The following is a 17,415-nucleotide window of genomic DNA, read 5'->3' on the forward strand; positions in this document are numbered from 1 at the left end:
CTATTCCCCGTTGGTCTTTATGTTTGTGCTGCATCTAGTTACCTTGTTCTTCTGTTTCAGAGAGCGTTCAGGGAAGATCGGAAGCATAGTGGGAATTGTGACTTCCTTGATTGCATGGATTCCTATTGTCGGGATGATTATGCATATCATTAGTGCCATCATCCTCTTGATCAGTGCGGCCGGTAACCGGTCATCGAATAATGCGGGAAACCACATTTAAGAATAGCTTTGGCTTCGTCAAATGATAACAGTCGTCTCATCCCCTCTGGATTCCGAATCCAGGGGGGTGTTTTTTTGGAAGTCAGATCTTGTCGCAGGGCGATCGGAGTTTAATGGGGGCGTCCTCTTCATGGGCTGTTAATAAAAAAAGAAAACTTGCACAATGGTGTGCAAGTTTTCTTTTTCGCAAAAATAATATTTAAAAACTACATATTTCCAAATACTGCCGAATCTTATGAAAGAACTCTTACAGGGAGCTCACGTAAATAGCCCGGACATCCTCGCGGTCCAGCTTCTTGAAGTTGCCGAAAGGACCGTTAATCATCGCTTTGTCGACCATGATGTCAAGCTTGTCGTCGCCGATTCCGTAATCAGCCAGCCGGCTTGGGGCGCCGATCGAGTTCCAGAAGGCGCGGAGCGCCTGTATGCCTTCAAGCGCGGTTTCACGGTCGGATTTGCCAGCAGGATCGACTCCAAACACATTTACGGCAAATTGCTTGAAGCGGGGAACGCCGGCATCCAGAACATGCCCCATCCAGTTCGGGAACAAGATGGCAAGTCCTCCGCCATGCGGGATATCATAGACTGCGCTGACCGCATGCTCGATATTATGGCTGGCCCAGTCGCCGACTGTGCCCATGGAGAGCATGCCATTCAGGGCCATCGTGCCGCTGTACAAAATCGTTTCGCGCTGCTCGTAGCTGTGCAGGTCGGAGATCAGTCTGGGTGCCGCATCAATTACGATGCGCAGCAGGGACTCAACAAACGCCGACTGGATCGGTGCGTTAGCGGTATGGTTGAAATAGTGCTCGAACAGATGAGACATGATGTCCGCGATGCCGTAGATCGTATGGTCCTTGGGTACGGAGCTGGTGGATTCGGGATCAAGGATGGAAAATTGCGGATAAGTCAAATTGCTGCCCCATCCGTATTTCTCCTGTGTTTCCCAATTGGTAATGACGGAGCCGCTATTCATTTCGGAGCCGGTTGCGGCGAGCGTCAACACGGTTCCAAAAGGAACTGCGGCCTTCGGCTCAGCTTTGCGTGTGACGATATCCCAGGCATCGCCGTCATATTTGGCTCCGACCGAAATGGCTTTTACGCAATCGATGACGCTTCCTCCGCCGACGGCAAGGATGAACTCAATGCCTTCCTTCTTGCACAAATCCGCACCTTTGTTCACCGTGGTATGCCGCGGGTTGGGCTCCACGCCGCCGAGCTCGTGAATTTCGGCACCGATGCTGCGGAGCTGCTGCATGACGCTATCGTAGATGCCATTGCGTTTGATGCTGCCTCCTCCGTAAACGACAAGTATCTTGCTTCCGTACGGCTTGACCAGATCAGAGAGTCTCTCAAGCGTCCCCTTGCCGAAAACCAGCCGGGTTGGATTATGGTAAACGAATGTGTTCATAATTCGATCTCCTCCTGAATGATTTTGGAATTTTATATGTAGCATTCCCCAGCATTTATTATTATACCTGAGCGTTCATCCAGATTACATCTTAAGAAGCTGTGAATGTCTTAAAATATATGAACGTATAAAATTTCATGATGCGCTGCTTATATTTCTGAGGGGAGAAACCAGGCTGCACCGCCGAAGACTGTCTATTTCTTGGAAAAATCGCAATTCAAGTTCAAGAAGGCGAATTGACTGAACTGGGCCGGCATGATACGATGACTTTGTTCGAAATACGGAACAAGGGTTTATAATTTATTCGCCTATTTAATCTGTATGAATGAGCGAATGCCCATCATGCAAGGATAGCATACAGAGTGTACAGCGTTAGAGATGAGACGGAAGAAAGAGGGAACGAGATTATGAATCAAAAATATGCTGTGCCGGCTCTTGACCGAGCACATGCCGTTATGGCGCTTCTCGCGGAGGAGCCGTATGTATGGAAGCTGTCGGATCTCTCCAGAAGGCTTGAAATTAGCAAAAGCACGCTGTTTTCGCTGCTCAGCACGCTGGAGCGGCTGCGGTGGATTGACCGCGACCGGAACGAAACCTACGCGCTAGGGAGCGTCATGGGCGATTTCGGAGGCGCTTACTTCCGCCAATATGATCTGATCGACCAATTCAAGCGCAATGCGGAGCCGGTTGTCCGCCGGCTGCAGGAGTCCATCCAGCTGGCGAGGCTGGACGGCGGGGATGTGCAGTATCTGGCGAAGGTCGAAGCGCCATCCCCGGTGCAGATGGTATCGGGCGCCGGCATTCGCTTCCCCGCCCATGCGACCGGGCTTGGCAAGTCGCTGCTGGCCTTCAGGAGCGAGGAGGAGGTGCGGGCAATCCTGCCGCAGGAGACGCTCAGCAAGATCACGGTGCATACAATCGGTTCGCGCGAAGCGCTGCTCAAAGAGCTGGAGGAGGTACGCGCAAGCGGGTGCTCCATGGATATTCAGGAAGGGGTTATGGGCTTCTGCTGCGTAGCCGCGCCCATATTCGACCGCAGCCGGCAGGCTGCCGCAGCGATCAGCTGCTCCATGCCCATTCACCATTGGGAAGGCAAGAAGATGGAAGCCATACGCGAGATTAAGGCCCTCGCCCAGCTGCTGTCCATTGCCGTCTGAGGCGCTCGCGAGGCAGGCGCATGGTGGTTGCAGGCGAGCCCGCGGATCCCATTTTCGGAAACGCCCCCGGAAAAGGGATCTTTTTTTTATATTGACAGAGAGTAGGATATATGAAAGAATAATCTCAATCATAATAATAAACGTTGTTCATAATAATGAACAACAGGAGGTGTACAGCAGTCGATGGCGATCAGCACAACGATTATTTTTCGTATTGAGATGGATTTGTCGCTCATCAAGTTCAGTGATATCGCTGCAGTTGTACATCAAGGAGGCGGCGATATTGTCGCAGTCGACGTGATCCGCGCTTCCAGGGATGTAACGGTCCGCGACATTACCGTGCAGTTGAATGTAGACGTACACGAACAGCTTGCCGGCGCGCTCCGGGCTCTTCCCGGCCTTCGGATCGTGAACGAGTCGGACAGCACCTTTCTGGCTCATCTGGGCGGCAAAATTCAAGTCACTCCCAAGATCCCTATCAAGAACAGGGAGGATCTCTCCCGCGTTTACACACCTGGGGTGGCCAGGGTATGCATGGCGATACGCGACGATCCGTCCAAGGTGTTTACCCTCACCGCGAAACGCAATTTGGTAGCGGTTGTCACGGATGGCACCGCAGTGCTGGGCCTTGGGGACATTGGGCCGGAAGCGGCTATCCCGGTGATGGAAGGTAAAGCGGTGCTGTTTAAACAATTTGCCGATGTGGATGCGTTCCCGATTTGCCTGGCGACAAAGGATACAGAGGAAATAATTTCGATTGTCAAAGCGATGTCGCCGATGTTCGGGGGCATTAATCTGGAGGATATCAGCTCGCCGCGCTGCTTCGAGATTGAGCGGCGCCTGCAGGAGGAGCTCGATATTCCGGTCTTCCATGACGACCAGCACGGTACGGCTGTCGTGCTGCTGGCGGGTCTGTTGAATGCGCTTCGCCTCACCGGCAAACGCATCGAGGAGGTATCGGTGGTCGTCTGCGGCGTCGGTGCGGCCGGTGCGGCTTGCATCGATATGCTGCTGGCGGCTGGAGTGACCGAGCTTGTGGCGGTGGATCAAGCAGGCGCTCTGATCGCCGGCGAGCATGATGACCATCCGGCGCATAAGCGGATTGCCGCCAAGACGAATCCGAAAAGCAAGCGCGGCTCGCTGTCCGATGTGATTGATGGAGCTGACGTCTTCATCGGCGTGTCCCGAGCCAATCTGCTTAAGCCGGACGATGTCAGGCGCATGGCCCCTGAACCGATCGTCTTTGCGATGGCTAATCCGGAGCCGGAGATCGATCCGGAGGTTGCGGAGCCGCTGGTTGCGGTACTGGCAACGGGTCGAAGCGATTATCCGAATCAGATTAATAATGTATTGTGCTTCCCCGGCATTTTCCGCGGGGCGCTGGACTGCCGGGCCAAGGTAATCAATGAGGAAATGAAGCTGGCAGCCGCCTATGCCATTGCCGCCATCGTAAGCGATGACGAGCTGGGCAAACAGTATATCATCCCAAGTATTTTCAATGACAAGGTGGTTCCGCGTGTACGGGATGCTGTGATCGAGGCGGCTATCCGCACCGGCGCTGCGAATCGGATACCGCGTGAGCTGCAGCAGTCGGCCCGCCAGCCGGTCGCGGCCGATGAGGTTTTCTAAAATGATTTCAAATCAGAGAGGAACGTGAGAACACATGAATGCTAACAACCAGGCTTTGCAAAATGCAGGGATTCAACTGACCGCCGACCTGACCCCGGAACAGCTTGAAATCCTGACCCCTGAGGCGCTGGGCTTCGTCGCCGAGCTGCACCGGTCGTTCAACGGTAAGCGCGAAGAGCTGTTGAAGGTCCGCATTGAGCGGCAGAAACGGATTGATGCGGGCGAGCTGCCTGATTTTCTTCCCGAGACGCTTGCCATCAGGCAGGGAGATTGGAAAATCACCTCCGTGCCTGCCGATCTTCAGGACCGCCGTGTGGAAATAACCGGGCCTTCCGGCGACCGGAAAATGGTTATCAATGCGCTTAACTCGGGCGCCAAGGCCTTCATGACCGATTTCGAGGATGCGAATTCCCCGACCTGGGATAATTCAATCGGCGGTCAAATCAACCTTCGTGACGCGATTCGCAAAAGCATCGACTTTGTGAGTCCGGAAGGAAAAGCTTACAAGCTGAACGAACAGGTTGCTGTACTGATTGCCCGCCCGAGAGGCTGGCATATGACGGAGAAGCATATGCTGGTGGATGGCCAGGAGGTATCGGCAAGCCTGTTCGACTTCGGTCTTTATTTCTATCATAATGCCAGAGAGCTGCTGGCCCGCGGCAGCGGTCCTTATTTCTACCTTCCGAAGCTGGAAAGCCATCAGGAGGCCCGTTTATGGAATGACGTATTCGTTCAGGCGCAGCAGACGCTGGGTATTCCGCAGGGAACCGTCAAGGTAACGGTTCTGATCGAGACGATCATGGCGGCTTTTGAGATGGATGAGATCCTGTATGAGTTGAAAGAGCATATCGCGGCGCTCAACTGCGGCCGTTGGGATTATATTTTCAGCTACATCAAAAAACTGCGCAAGCAGCCGCACATCATCCTGCCTGATCGCAGCGTTGTGACGATGACGGTTCCTTTCATGCGCTCCTACTCGCTGCTGGCGATCCAAACCTGCCATAAACGCGGCGCTCACTGCATGGGCGGGATGGCGGCGCAAATTCCCATCAAGAATAACCCTGAAGCCAATGAAGAAGCGCTTGGCAAGGTCAGAGCGGACAAATGGCGGGAAGCCTCGGATGGCCATGACGGCACATGGGTGGCGCATCCCGGCCTCGTGCCGATAGCGCTCTCGGTATTCGACGAGCTGATGCCGGAAGCCAACCAGGTGTCCAAGCAGCTGGATGTCACTATTACGGCAAACGATCTGCTCACTCCGGCTGCCGGCGATATTACCGAGACCGGGCTGCGTACCAATATCAGCGTCGGCATCCAGTATATCGAGGCATGGCTCCGGGGAATCGGTGCCGTACCGATCAATAACCTGATGGAGGATGCGGCGACGGCTGAGATTTCACGGGCGCAGGTATGGCAGTGGATCAAGCATCCCCAAGGCGTTCTCAGCAACGGACGCCGCATAACGGTTGAACTGACCCGTACCTTGATTGACGAGGAGCTGCAGGCAATCCGTACGAAAATCGGGGAAAGCGCTTATGAGAGCGGAAAATTCGACGTGGCCAGCCGCTTGTTCGCCGAGATGAGCGAAGCGGAGGATTTCGAGGAGTTTCTGACACTGCCCGGTTATCGTTATTTGTAGGACAGCAGGTAGGGGAATCGGCAAGAAGGATAGTTTTAGAGGCATGAACTTGCAGACCTGAAACAGATATCCCTTCATCTGGTTTCTCTGGTGCAGCGTCTTGGCGGCCGATGACAGCAAGCGGCGCTGGAACATGTTTATCAGGCGGAGCGTGAAAATGCGCTCCGCCTGTATATGTTAAGCAGCGCAGGCAGCGGGCGCGGGAAGCGACAGGGATCGCTTCTCGCACCTCGGGCAGCTCGCCGCGCGTGGTGTTTCGCTGCATGACGGCGGTCGGTTGACCACATGCAGCCCTTGCAGCACGGAGAAATTTCCGGGAGACAGGTTACTTTATAGCGATCAATTCGTTACAATGGATGTGGGATGCTTGCCGCAACTGCAGCTTGAATTGTCTTCTACATAAGTCCGCAGATTAAATTGGCCCAAGGGAGCAGACCCGCATTTCGAAGAGGAAAAGAGGAAAGACCGACCATGTCTGAAAAGGTAAAAAAAGGCTCGTGGATCCACTACGCCATTATAATCGCGGTCCTTCATATTGCCGGTCTTGCAGGGCTGCTCACGGTTGTGCATGATCTTCCCGCTTTCTGGAGCATGGGCTTGTTGGCGTATACGCTTGGTCTCCGCCATGCTTTTGATGCTGATCATATCGCGGCTATCGACAATTCGGTACGGAAGCTGGTGCAGGAGAAGCGGAATGCGCTGGGGACAGGATTTTATTTTTCCCTTGGCCATTCTTCGGTTGTTTTTCTGATGGTTGTCGCTTTATGCATTTCGCTCCAGTGGGCGCAGGGCTTCATGCCGGATATGCAGCGGGTCGGCGGTGTGATCGGAATGAGCGTATCGGGGATCTTTTTGCTGATCGTGGGGCTTATCAATCTGGTGGTTCTGGTGAAGCTGGTTGCCATCATACGCAAAGGCCGCCATGTCAGGACGGATCCGGCCAAGCTTGAGCAGCTGCTTGAATCGCGGGGACTGATCGCCCGTCTGGCCAAGCCTGCATTAAAGCTGGTAAGCCGCAGCTGGCATTTGTACCCGCTCGGGTTCCTGTTCGGTCTGGGCTTCGATACCGCTACGGAGATCGGACTGCTTGCGCTGTCTGCTTCAGCCGTGCAGAACGCCGCACCTGTATGGGGCTTGCTTTCGCTGCCCCTGCTGTTCGCTGCAGGCATGAGCCTGCTGGATACGGCAGACGGCGTATTTATGACGAGAGCCTACAATTGGGCGCTCATCACGCCGATGCGAAAGCTGTATTATAATACAACGATCACCGCAGTCTCGGTAGCTGCTGCTCTTATCATCGGAGCAGTAGAATTGCTGCAGACGTTTTCCGGAGAGATGGCGCAGGAAAATCCGCTCTTCAGTTGGGTGAACCGCTTGAATTTCGATTACATGGGTTATGGCCTGGCGGCCCTCCTGTTTGGAGCGTGGCTGGTGTCGGTGCTCCGCCGGAGATCGAATCCAATCATTAAAAATGTTGAAAGCTGATATTGAGTTCTCTGGATTACCTGCAAAGCATTGGGCGGATTTTGTGATAAATCCGTCCTTTATTATGATGATTGGGATGAGGGGCTGAATTATACTTATTTCATGAGGAGGCGTTGAGCATATGGCCTTGCCGAAAATGATAAAAATCCGTCAGCATTTTCATGCACCAGCAGTCGGAAATATAGAGGCGACAGTTGCCGCTGAGATCAGGAAACCGGAGATTGCCGGGCGAATTCAGCCGGGTCAGCGGATTGCGATTACGGCTGGCAGCAGGGGAATTGCGAATATATCCCGGATTATTGCAGCAGTGGCGGCTGAAATCAAGTCATACGGGGCTCATCCTTTTATTGTGCCGGCTATGGGCAGCCATGGCGGAGCGACCGCGGAAGGACAGATTGAGGTGCTGGAAAGTCTCGGCGTTACCGAGGAGAAATGCGGGGCGCCTGTGATCAGCTCCATGGACGTGGTCGAAATCGGGCAGACGCAAGGCGGAACCGCCGTCTACATGGACCGCCATGCGTCTGAGGCGGATGGCGTCGTATTAGTCGCACGCATCAAGCTGCATACCGATTTCAAGTCGCCTGTCGGAATTGAAAGCGGCCTGACGAAAATGGCGGCGATCGGGCTGGGCAAGCATAAGCAGGCGCTGCTGCTGCACTCCTACGGAGTGCCCGGCATCCGGGATATTATGCCCGAAGTTGGCAAGGTTGTGATTGAATCGGGCCGGATTGCGTTCGGTCTCGGGATTGTGGAAAATGCCATCGAGCAGACTTCCATTCTGGAAGCCATAGAACCGGATAGGATCAATGAACGCGAGCAAGCGCTGCTGCTTGCTTCTGCAGCCATGTATCCGAAGCTTCCGACGGATGAGCTGGATATTCTCATTGTCGATGAAATCGGCAAAAACCACAGCGGCACCGGGATGGATACGAACATCATCGGCCGAATGCGGATTCAGGGAGAAGCGGAGCCGGTGTCGCCCCGGATCAAATACGTCATCGCAGGCGATCTGAGCGAGGAATCCCACGGCAATGCGCTTGGTATCGGACTTGCAGATCTGACCACGACTCGACTGGTTGATAAAATCGACCGAAAGATAATGAATGAGAATGTCATTACCAGCACGTTTCTCTCCCGGGCATCGGTACCGATCACCCTGGACAATGACCGTGCGGCTCTGACGGCGGCGCTGCGGGCCAATTGGAACGTACCGGAGGAGCGGGCGAGAATTGCCCGTATCGTAAGCACGCTTCACGTCGAGCATGTCTACGTATCGGAGTCCGTTTATGAGGAAATTCAAGCCTTGCCAAACATCGAGACCGAAGGCGGGTGGGAGGAATTCCGGTTCGACGAGGACGGGAATTTACCGTCATTCTAACTGGCCGGTGATAAACCGGTGATGCAGGCGAAAACAGAATGGTAAAGCTGCAAGCTGCCTGTGGAAAGCTGCCTTGTAAGCTTCTGGTTGCGAGCAATGTGCCTCGAATTAGCAGCATGCGCTTGTGAGCTATGTACCTCGAATTAGCAGCATGCGCTAGCGAGCTATGTGCCTCAAATTTACCAGCTTGCGCAGCCGGACTTTTTGAGCCTGCAAGCCAACCAGGCTGAAGGCAAGTGATCCTCTTTGATTACGAAAGGAGAAGCTATGGAATTTGCTATGATCGCCGATGATCTCACAGGTGCTAACGACAGCGGCGTGCAGCTGGCAGCGAGCGGCTACAGCACGTCGGTGCTGTTCCAGCTTGACGAGGAAGCCCCGGGCAGTCTTGATGCGGTTGTGCTCAATACGGACAGCCGTGCGGATTCGCCCCAAACGGCTTACGCCAAGGTGAGGAATGCTGCCGATTATGTGAGCAGGTTAGCCGCCGGAATCGTATACAAGAAGCTCGATTCAACGCTTCGGGGAAATATCGGAGCCGAGCTTGATGCGGTGTACGACGCGTTCAAGCCGGATTTTATTGTGCTTGCGCCGGCATACCCCGGCAATGGACGGACAACCGAGAACGGGTACCAATACCGGAGCGGGACGCTTGTTCACAATACAGAAGCGGCTCATGATCCGGTGACGCCGGTAACGGAATCTTATATTCCAAGACTGGTGGGGATGCAAAGCCAGCGGTCTTGTGCGCTCATCACCCGCGATGAGCTGATGGATCAGCCTGCGCTGGCCGTACGGCTGGACATGCTGCGCAAGGCCGCGGTTCCGTACCTTCTGTTCGATGCCCTATATGATGAGGATCTGGATCATGTGGCAAGGTCGATGGCGGGCAGCGGTCTGCGCATCGTCTGGGCTGGCTCGGCGGGGCTTGCCCGAAGTCTGGCGCTGCAAGCCGCGGATCGGGCACGAGGCGGCGGGGCCGGATTGAAGTCACAGAAACCGGGGACCGGACAAGGGCCAACCTCCGCACAGCCGGCGCTTGCCGTTATCGGCAGTGTCAGCGGCATCTCCAGAGGACAACTGACTTATATGCTGGAAGCGGGAGTGCAAGGTGTGGCGGTTCAATCCGATTTGCTTGTTGGCGGCGGCGACGCCCGCAATCAGGAGATTCACCGTGCGGCGGTTGAAGTTGGTGCTTCCCTGTCGAGCGGGAAGGACACCGTCTTGTACTGCTCCGCCAGTGAAAAAGATATCATTCGCGCGAAGGCGATGGGAGAGCGGCAGGGACTGCGTCCCACAGAGGTGGGGGCTGTCATTGCCGAGGGGCTTGCCGAGGCATTGGTGGAAGCGCTGCCAGAGTGTGAGCCGGCCGGCTTTGTCATGACCGGCGGCGATACCGCGGGACATATCTGCTCGCTGATCGGGGCGAAGCGATTCGACCTGCTGGGCGAAGTGGAGACGGGCGTTCCGTTGGGGCGTCTAATCTGCAGGGACAAGCAATGGACGGCAGTGACCAAGGCGGGCGGATTTGGCACGAAGGCAGTGCTGCTGCAGGCAATGAAACGAATTAAGGAGGCGAGTCGGATATGAAGCCGATTATTGGTATTACGATGGGCGATGCGGCGGGTGTGGGCCCGGAGGTAATTGTAAAAGCACTGGCAGCTCAAGAGGTGTTCGACCTGTGCCGGTCAGTTGTTATCGGGGATGCCGGAATTCTGGAGCGGGCTGTCCGGGTAACAGGATCGCCCGTGAGGATCAGACGCATCCAGTACATGAGCGAGGCGTTATATGACAAGGGGAGCATCGATTGCATCGATCTGAATGTGCTGCCGGATGATCTGCCCTTCGGCGTCCTGTCGGCAAGCGCAGGCGATGCCGCATACCGCTTTATCGCCAAGGCGGTGGAACTGGCGCAGGCCGGGGATATCGATGCCATCTGCACGGCTCCGCTCAATAAAGAGGCGCTCCATATGGGCGGCCACCGGTTTCCGGGGCACACGGAGATTCTGGCCCATTTGACGGAAACCGAGGATTACTCCATGATGCTGGCCACGCCAAATTTGAAAGTTATCCATCTGACAACGCATCTTGGACTTATCGATGCGATCGCAAGTATCAATCCGGAGCGGACCTACCGCGTAATCAAACTGGCACACGACACATTGGAGCAGGCGGGCTTCCCTAATCCGACGATCGCGGTGTGCGGCATTAATCCTCATGCCGGGGAGAATGGATTGTTCGGATACGGCGAAGAAGAAGAGAAGCTGGTTCCCGGCATCAAGCGTGCGCTTGAAGAGGGTATTCAGGTATCCGGTCCTTATCCGGCGGACACGCTGTTCTATCGGGCGGCCCGCGGCGATTTTCAGATGGTGGTGGCTTGCTATCACGACCAGGGGCATGCGCCGATCAAGGTGCTCGGAATCGAGGCCGGGGTTAATATTACCGTCGGACTGAAGGACGGCGTGATCCGCACATCGGTCGATCATGGTACGGCGTTCGATATCGCGGGCACAAACAAGGCTGACGAACGCAGCATGATCGCGGCAATCCGCTATGCCGCAGAGCTTGCCCCGAAGATACGCTAGAGCTATTTTTCCATAAAAGAATTTCATAGTAGATGGAATCATGTCTGAAGGGGGAATAGATGATGAAATGGCAAGCGACAGATGCATACTCTCATTTCGGTCTGCCTCGTTTCGGTTCGGTTGAGCAGCTGCTTCATTATATGGATGTTCATGAGATAGAGCGCGCGGTCACGGTGCTGGGTCCGCTTGTGCCGGACCTTCAGTCGCTGGCACGGGCAAGCGCGGAGCATGCCGATCGTCTGCGGTGTGTAGGCATCCCTTTCGGGGAAACGAAGGCGCAGCGCCAGGAGATTATCCGGCTCCAGCTGGATGCCGGGGCGATGGCGATCCGGTTCGAATACCGCGAAGCGATGGAAGACCCGGAGGTGCTGGATATCGTCGGGGAAAGGGGGCGGTGGGCTTACGGAATCGACGCATGCCGCGACCAGCGGATAGCGAAGCTTTATCTGGAATGGCTGGCCCGTTATCCGGATGCGAGGCTGGCTGCGCCGCACTTCATGTACGCCGGCTTTCAGTCGAATGATGCCGAGCGTGCAGGAGGTTTCATCACGGAGCTGATGGGTCATCCGCGTTTCTACGGTATTCTGGTACGGAACCTGGGGATGTGCGGTTCTATTCCCCCGCATGGCGAATATAAAGCGTGGATCAACTATGTGCTGGAGCATTGCGGAGCGGAGCATCTCATGTGGGGCAGCGAGTATCCTGTCCTCTTCTGGCGCAATGAGCGCGCGGAAGCGGCGCTTGAGCTGTTCCGCGGATTTTTGGACACATGCAGCGAGGAGCAGTTCCGCCTGATCGCCGGTACTAATGCGAATGAGCAGTTCTTCTCCGGCGAGCCTCCGGCATCCCGGGCGATCGAAATTCCGGGATGGGTAGAGGAGCAGTTCCGCAGGAACCGCAATGTGACCTTCTTTCCGAAGGGGCTTGAGCTGCCTGTTGACGATTACGAACGGCTTCTGGCGGCTTATATGAATTCACCTGCGTTCAGCCAGGGCGCAAGCATGTCGGATTATTTGCTGAAGACCTGGAAAAGCGATATGTAAGGAGGCAGCCAGCTGATATGGAGTACACGAAACTTGGCAAAACAGGAGCAACCGTCAGCCGCGTCGGCTATGGCGGGGCGGCGGCCGGACTGAAAAATTATTTGCATGCCTTTGACCCGGAAAATGCCGAAGACCGGGGCCGCATCATCGCTTCCATCGAAGAGTCGCTTGCCTCGGGCATTAACTATTACGATACAGCGCCTGCCTATGGTGATGGTCAAAGCGAAGCGATACTGGGCGAGGCCCTTGAAGGAGTCAAGGTGAGCGGCTCTTATCCGCTGTTCCTCTCTACCAAGATCGCCTACAGCCAGCGCGGGGAGCTGCGCTCCTCGCTTGAGGGCAGCTTGAAGCGGCTGCGCCGGGACCGGATTGATTTGCTGCAGATCCACGGCGACTCCTTCAAGCCGGAGCAGACCGACGATATCCTCAGCAGCGGTGGCATGGCCGAGCAGATGCTTCGGTTAAAGGAAGAAGGGCTTGTCGGCCATATCGGCTTCACAAGCGAAGATAATAATGACGCGGTGTACCGTCTGATCCGCAGCGGCGCTTTTGATACAGTACAGCTCTGCTACAATTTTATTTTCCAGCATCCCTATGAGCCTAGCCGACCCTTCGGCAGCCTGCTGGAAGCGGAGAAGGCCGGGATGGGCATTCTGACGATGCGCACCCCGACATCGGGCACCTTCCAGCGCTGGATTCAAATGGTGAACCCCGGCAATACCTTCGACTATACGCCAGCGCTGATCCAGTTCGTGCTGTCCAACCCTTATGTTGACGTGGCCCTCATGGGCATGCGCGATGCGGAGATTGTGCGCAGCAATGTGAGCATCTGCAATGATTTCGAAGGGCGGATCAGCCTCGATGAGCTGCACAGCCGCTACGTATAGGATGCGTTAAAAAGTTGAACGGGACGTTGGATATACAGGCTACTATGGTTACTAAGGAAAGGAAATGACCCATGACGGATAATACCTTCTGGTACCAGAAGCAGCTGCGCATTCTGCAGACCGTGCTTCGCGAGCCCGATATCGTCGATTATGACGCCCAATCGGTGGTGGCGTATTTGGAGAGCATTCACTCCAACTGCATTATTATTAACGGCGGCGGGATTGTCGACTTCTTCCGGCATAATCTGGTCACCGCCAATCCCAATCCTTTTATGCAAGGCGAGGATATTCTGAAGGACCTCACGGATGCCTGTCATGCAAAAGGCATCAAAGTGGTTGTCCGGGTTGATTTTCGCGGTGTGGACAAAAGGATTTATGAGCTGCGTCCCGACTGGTTCAGCGTCAATGCGCAGGGCGAGCCGCTTATCCGCGACAATCCGCTGCATTCGGCTATTTTTCAACCCTGCTACCAGAGCAAATACCGCAATGAGCATGCCTATGCCTTTATAGATTACCTGTTTCAGAATTACGATATCGACGGGGTATGGGAAAATTCCTATAACCAATGGGGCATCTGTTACTGCAAAAGCTGCTCGGACCGCTACCGCAGCGAAATCGGCAAAGAGCTGCCGCGCGGCGGTGATTTCTTCGATCCGCATTACGACGAGTACCGCATCTGGAAAGCGGCCTGCGTCGAGGAGCATTTGCGCGACTGCCGCGCCGTTGTGAAGAAATATGGGGAGGACAAAGCTTTCGCAGCGGAGATATTCGGCCTGTATCATGACCAGTTCAAGGGCAGCAGCCATGATCTGTACGCCATCAGGGAGCATTTTGATTTCCTGGTCACGCCGTTGTTCACTGCCGATCATGAACCGCTTAACGGGCCATCCACGCTGATCAAATTTCTGAAGAGCCTGTCGCCGGACAAGACGCCGGTCATGCTGTTCGGCCACCTGGGCACCAACAACAATTTGCGCTACATCTCTTCTCCGAATCAGGAGACGAGGCTGTGGATGTGGGAAGCCATCAGCGCCGGCGGTTCGTTCTGGAATGTGATCTTCAACGGAGCACATCCCGGATCGACCTACGACCGCCGCAACGCCATGCTTTCCGCGGATATTTATGACTATATGGAACGCCATGAGGATGTTCTGACCATTCAGAATACAGACCCTGAAGTAACGGTTCTTTATTCCCGGGCATCCAATGCGGCGCTGGGTAACCACGACCGTTCCAAGGACGCTTATATGACGCATCTGATCGGGCTGGAGCAGGTGCTTACCGACCGCCGGATTCAATACCGGCTGCTGACGGATGACCGGCTGAACCTGGAGACGCTGGCTCAAACCCGCGTGCTGATTCTCGCCAATGCGGCTTGTCTGTCCGATAGGGAGATAGAGACGATCCGCAGCTATGTGAAGGCCGGGGGCAAGCTGATTTCGACCGACCGCACCTCGCTGCTCCGCGAAGATGGATCGGAACGCCATGATTATGCGCTTGGTGATGTGTTTGGCTGCTCGTTCACGGGGATTGTCAAGGATAATTCGACGTTCGGCTATCAGAAGATAAGAGAGCGTCATCCCCTGACCCAAGGGTTCGAGGATACGGAGCTGCTGGCAAGCTGGGGACCGCAGCGTCTGGTTCGCAGAACGGCGGATACCGCAGAGTCCATCGTAACCTATGTGCCGCAAATTTTCCCTCAGCCGCCTGAGCGCTCCTGGCTGAGAAGCTACGATACCGAATATCCGACGCTTCTATTGAACCGTTATGGACTTGGCGAATCGGTCTTCTTCCCTTATGGTGTGGACCGGAATATCTGGCTGCACGGCCATGCCGACTTTGCCGGGCTGCTGGCGGGCAGCGTGGATTATTTGCTTGGCAGCCAGTATAAAGTAAGCACGACTGCGCCATCCAGCGTTCATTTCAGCCTGAATCGCAGCGGTACAGACGGGGATGCCTACATTTTGCATGCGGTGAACACAACATCGCTGCCAAGACGCCCCATTCTGGAGACGATTCCCGTAACGGATGTGGAGGTTTCGCTGACGCTTGCGGGCTCGCGGGTTCAGGAATTCCGCAGCCTGCATGAGGATGCGCCGGTTCAGCTCATCTCCTCCGATACCCGGGATGACGGCAGCCTCTTGCTGCGAATCGGAATTCCGAAAATCTATGAGTATACCGGACTTTATATCAAAGTTGGCGAGGCGTGAATTCATCCCATCCTGTCAAAGCGACGGGAAATTGAACATGATCTGAGAGGTTTTTTTCCCGCATCAGAAGCCTTGCCATGCTGCATGGCGTCATGAGATGCCTGAAGAGAAGCCGCAAGGTCCCGTTCACAATTCCGCAAATCTGATCCATGCAATAATAATTACAAGGAGGGGATCAATATGTCTAAAGTCAGCCAGCTGGCGGAGCTGCTGTCCACGATGAAGGTCGTGGATCTGTCCCACACGCTGGAGGAAAATATGCCGGTCGTTCAGTCGCATTCCCGTTACTATCACACGCTTCTGGATTCTTTCGAAACGGGAAGCATCGCCCTGGCCTATCAGCTGATGATGAGTGAGCATTGCGGGACGCATATGGATGCGACTGCGCATTTTATTCAGGAAGGGCACCCTGCCCACCTGTATATGGATGAAACGCCGGTCGCCAAGTTTTATGGCCGCGCGCTGACGCTGAATTTCTCCCATTACACAGCCAAGGATGAAGTAACAGCAGAGGAAATTGAGCAGTGGGAGCGGGATAATCAGCCGATTCTAGCGGGCGATATTGTATTCTTCCGCTTCGGCTGGGACCGTTATTGGGTTCCACGGACCAAAAGTCTTGATTTCAGCGTTGCCTGGCCGGGTATTAATAAAGAAGCGGCGGAGCTTCTGGTGGCGCGGGACATTAAAGTTGTCGGCTGTGACGCTATTGCCATCGATGGCAGCAGCGCCAATAAATCGCCTGCCCATTATGTACTGCTGGGCAATGGGGTGAATATTATCGAAAATCTGACCCGGCTGGATCAGATTCTTGGTGAATCCTATGTTATGGTAGCGCCGCTTAAGGTAAAGCAAGGTTCTGGCGCGCCGATGCGCGCGCTTGCTTTTGTATAGAAAATACAGATAGTCGAGAGGACGATGACTGATGAACCGGAGTTTTGGAATGGGTCTTGGAGGCCACTCGTTTATCGAAGCGCTTGGAAGCGATCCGCTTGCTTCCTTCGAGGAGCAGTGCGCTATCGTCGCTGCTTGTCTGGATAACGGCATCGCGGTTATCGATACGACCTATTATCAGGAGCGCGTGGCGCTGGGCAGAGTTCTGGAGCAGCTGGGCCGGCGGGATGAGGCGCATATTATGGCCTGGAATTTCTTCAAGCCCGCAGTTGAATCAGATGAGCTTCCGGGGCCGACGCCTTATGAGGCGGAGCATATCGATATCATGCTGGAGGAGCTTGGAACCAACCGGATGGATACGCTTGTGATTCATGTACACAACGATAAAAGCAGGTTCGGGCAGGAGCTGGAGCTGGCGCAGGAATGGCTGTCCGCGGGGAAGATCAAACGCGTGGCGCTGGGCATGGCTCGTGCGGAGGATCTGAAGGGGCTGCCGGACAAGCATCCCGTATCCTGTGTGCTTGCGCCTTATAACGCGTTTAACCTGGCCGCGGAGGAAGTCTTCAAGCTGGCCAGGACTGCGGGTATGGAGGTGCTTGCCTTATCTCCCTTCATACGCGGCTGGAAGCTGGAGGAGATCGGGGAGAAAGAGGATGCGCCAGGCTTTCTGCTGCGCTGGGTCGCGCAAAGCCCGCTTGTCGATAAAGTGATCGTTTCCATGCGCAAACCGGAATATGTGAGGGGCAACCTGCAAATTTTGAAGCAGGGTCAATTGAGCATCAGTGAGCAGGAAAAGCTTGTGGGCTGGGTGAACCGGTTCAAATAAAATCCCGGACGCATCAGACCGGGTTCAAAGATATACATGAGAAGCGGAATCAGGC

13 protein-coding genes are annotated in these 17,415 nt (G+C 55.0%); 12 read left to right on the plus strand and 1 reads right to left on the minus strand.

The genetic code is table 11. From position 1 onward, the window contains the following. Positions 1–466: 466 nt before the first annotated feature. Positions 467–1,630 carry an iron-containing alcohol dehydrogenase gene (locus tag AC0YOA_RS27850; protein ID WP_475789407.1) on the minus strand — a complete coding sequence of 388 codons (1,164 nt, stop codon included), beginning with the start codon at positions 1,628–1,630 and terminating at the stop codon, positions 467–469. A gap of 407 nt (positions 1,631–2,037) precedes the next feature. Between AC0YOA_RS27850 and AC0YOA_RS27855 the strand changes: the two genes are divergently transcribed. From AC0YOA_RS27855 to AC0YOA_RS27910, 12 genes are all read left to right on the plus strand, one after another. After that, the gene (locus AC0YOA_RS27855; RefSeq protein ID WP_475789408.1) at positions 2,038–2,787 is read left to right on the plus strand and encodes an IclR family transcriptional regulator; all 750 of its coding nucleotides are present in this window, start codon (positions 2,038–2,040) and stop codon (positions 2,785–2,787) included. 183 nt (positions 2,788–2,970) lie between these two features. Further along, positions 2,971–4,416, plus strand: a complete 1,446-nt coding sequence (locus AC0YOA_RS27860) for an NAD-dependent malic enzyme (protein ID WP_210038129.1) — start codon at positions 2,971–2,973, stop codon at positions 4,414–4,416. Between the two features lie 34 nt (positions 4,417–4,450). Next, a complete protein-coding gene (aceB, locus tag AC0YOA_RS27865) occupies positions 4,451–6,055 on the plus strand; it encodes a malate synthase A (protein WP_475789409.1) in 1,605 nt (534 codons plus the stop codon). A gap of 471 nt (positions 6,056–6,526) precedes the next feature. Then, positions 6,527–7,540, plus strand: coding sequence for a HoxN/HupN/NixA family nickel/cobalt transporter (locus AC0YOA_RS27870; RefSeq protein ID WP_475768447.1), 1,014 nt, complete (start codon positions 6,527–6,529; stop codon positions 7,538–7,540). A 121-nt stretch (positions 7,541–7,661) separates the two neighbouring features. After that, on the plus strand, positions 7,662–8,918 hold the full coding sequence (locus AC0YOA_RS27875; RefSeq protein ID WP_475789410.1) for a nickel pincer cofactor-dependent isomerase, group 22: 1,257 nt from the start codon (positions 7,662–7,664) through the stop codon (positions 8,916–8,918). 267 nt (positions 8,919–9,185) lie between these two features. Then, a complete protein-coding gene (locus AC0YOA_RS27880) occupies positions 9,186–10,508 on the plus strand; it encodes a four-carbon acid sugar kinase family protein (protein WP_475789411.1) in 1,323 nt (440 codons plus the stop codon). After that, positions 10,505–11,503 (plus strand): 4-hydroxythreonine-4-phosphate dehydrogenase PdxA, encoded by a 999-nt coding sequence (gene pdxA, locus AC0YOA_RS27885; RefSeq protein ID WP_475789412.1) that lies wholly within the window; start codon positions 10,505–10,507, stop codon positions 11,501–11,503. Before AC0YOA_RS27880 ends, pdxA begins: the two co-directional genes overlap by 4 nt. 59 nt (positions 11,504–11,562) lie before the next feature. Next, positions 11,563–12,546: an amidohydrolase family protein gene (locus AC0YOA_RS27890; RefSeq protein ID WP_475789413.1), complete on the plus strand. Its 984-nt coding sequence runs from the start codon at positions 11,563–11,565 to the stop codon at positions 12,544–12,546. A gap of 17 nt (positions 12,547–12,563) precedes the next feature. Continuing rightward, positions 12,564–13,433 carry an aldo/keto reductase gene (locus AC0YOA_RS27895; protein ID WP_475789414.1) on the plus strand — a complete coding sequence of 290 codons (870 nt, stop codon included), beginning with the start codon at positions 12,564–12,566 and terminating at the stop codon, positions 13,431–13,433. 71 nt (positions 13,434–13,504) lie between these two features. Beyond that, positions 13,505–15,643, plus strand: a complete 2,139-nt coding sequence (locus AC0YOA_RS27900; protein WP_475789415.1) for a hypothetical protein — start codon at positions 13,505–13,507, stop codon at positions 15,641–15,643. 180 nt (positions 15,644–15,823) lie between these two features. Continuing rightward, a complete protein-coding gene (locus AC0YOA_RS27905) occupies positions 15,824–16,534 on the plus strand; it encodes a cyclase family protein (RefSeq protein ID WP_475789416.1) in 711 nt (236 codons plus the stop codon). Positions 16,535–16,565: 31 nt separating this feature from the next. After that, positions 16,566–17,360, plus strand: a complete 795-nt coding sequence (locus AC0YOA_RS27910) for an aldo/keto reductase (RefSeq protein ID WP_475789417.1) — start codon at positions 16,566–16,568, stop codon at positions 17,358–17,360. Positions 17,361–17,415: the final 55 nt, after the last annotated feature.

It is taken from the genome of Paenibacillus sp. JT22N12, assembly GCF_056269365.1.

What these genes read in the sequence shown, in the direction of transcription:
- pdxA (WP_475789412.1), top strand. Translation starts at nt 10,505, where the DNA reads ATGAAGCCGATTATTGGTATTACGATGGGCGATGCGGCGGGTGTGGGC.
- aceB (WP_475789409.1), top strand. Translation starts at nt 4,451, where the DNA reads ATGAATGCTAACAACCAGGCTTTGCAAAATGCAGGGATTCAACTGACC.
- AC0YOA_RS27905 (WP_475789416.1), top strand. Translation starts at nt 15,824, where the DNA reads ATGTCTAAAGTCAGCCAGCTGGCGGAGCTGCTGTCCACGATGAAGGTC.
- AC0YOA_RS27855 (WP_475789408.1), top strand. Translation starts at nt 2,038, where the DNA reads ATGAATCAAAAATATGCTGTGCCGGCTCTTGACCGAGCACATGCCGTT.
- AC0YOA_RS27880 (WP_475789411.1), top strand. Translation starts at nt 9,186, where the DNA reads ATGGAATTTGCTATGATCGCCGATGATCTCACAGGTGCTAACGACAGC.
- AC0YOA_RS27875 (WP_475789410.1), top strand. Translation starts at nt 7,662, where the DNA reads ATGGCCTTGCCGAAAATGATAAAAATCCGTCAGCATTTTCATGCACCA.
- AC0YOA_RS27895 (WP_475789414.1), top strand. Translation starts at nt 12,564, where the DNA reads ATGGAGTACACGAAACTTGGCAAAACAGGAGCAACCGTCAGCCGCGTC.
- AC0YOA_RS27860 (WP_210038129.1), top strand. Translation starts at nt 2,971, where the DNA reads ATGGCGATCAGCACAACGATTATTTTTCGTATTGAGATGGATTTGTCG.
- AC0YOA_RS27870 (WP_475768447.1), top strand. Translation starts at nt 6,527, where the DNA reads ATGTCTGAAAAGGTAAAAAAAGGCTCGTGGATCCACTACGCCATTATA.
- AC0YOA_RS27890 (WP_475789413.1), top strand. Translation starts at nt 11,563, where the DNA reads ATGATGAAATGGCAAGCGACAGATGCATACTCTCATTTCGGTCTGCCT.
- AC0YOA_RS27910 (WP_475789417.1), top strand. Translation starts at nt 16,566, where the DNA reads ATGAACCGGAGTTTTGGAATGGGTCTTGGAGGCCACTCGTTTATCGAA.
- AC0YOA_RS27850 (WP_475789407.1), bottom strand. Translation starts at nt 1,630, where the DNA reads ATGAACACATTCGTTTACCATAATCCAACCCGGCTGGTTTTCGGCAAG.
- AC0YOA_RS27900 (WP_475789415.1), top strand. Translation starts at nt 13,505, where the DNA reads ATGACGGATAATACCTTCTGGTACCAGAAGCAGCTGCGCATTCTGCAG.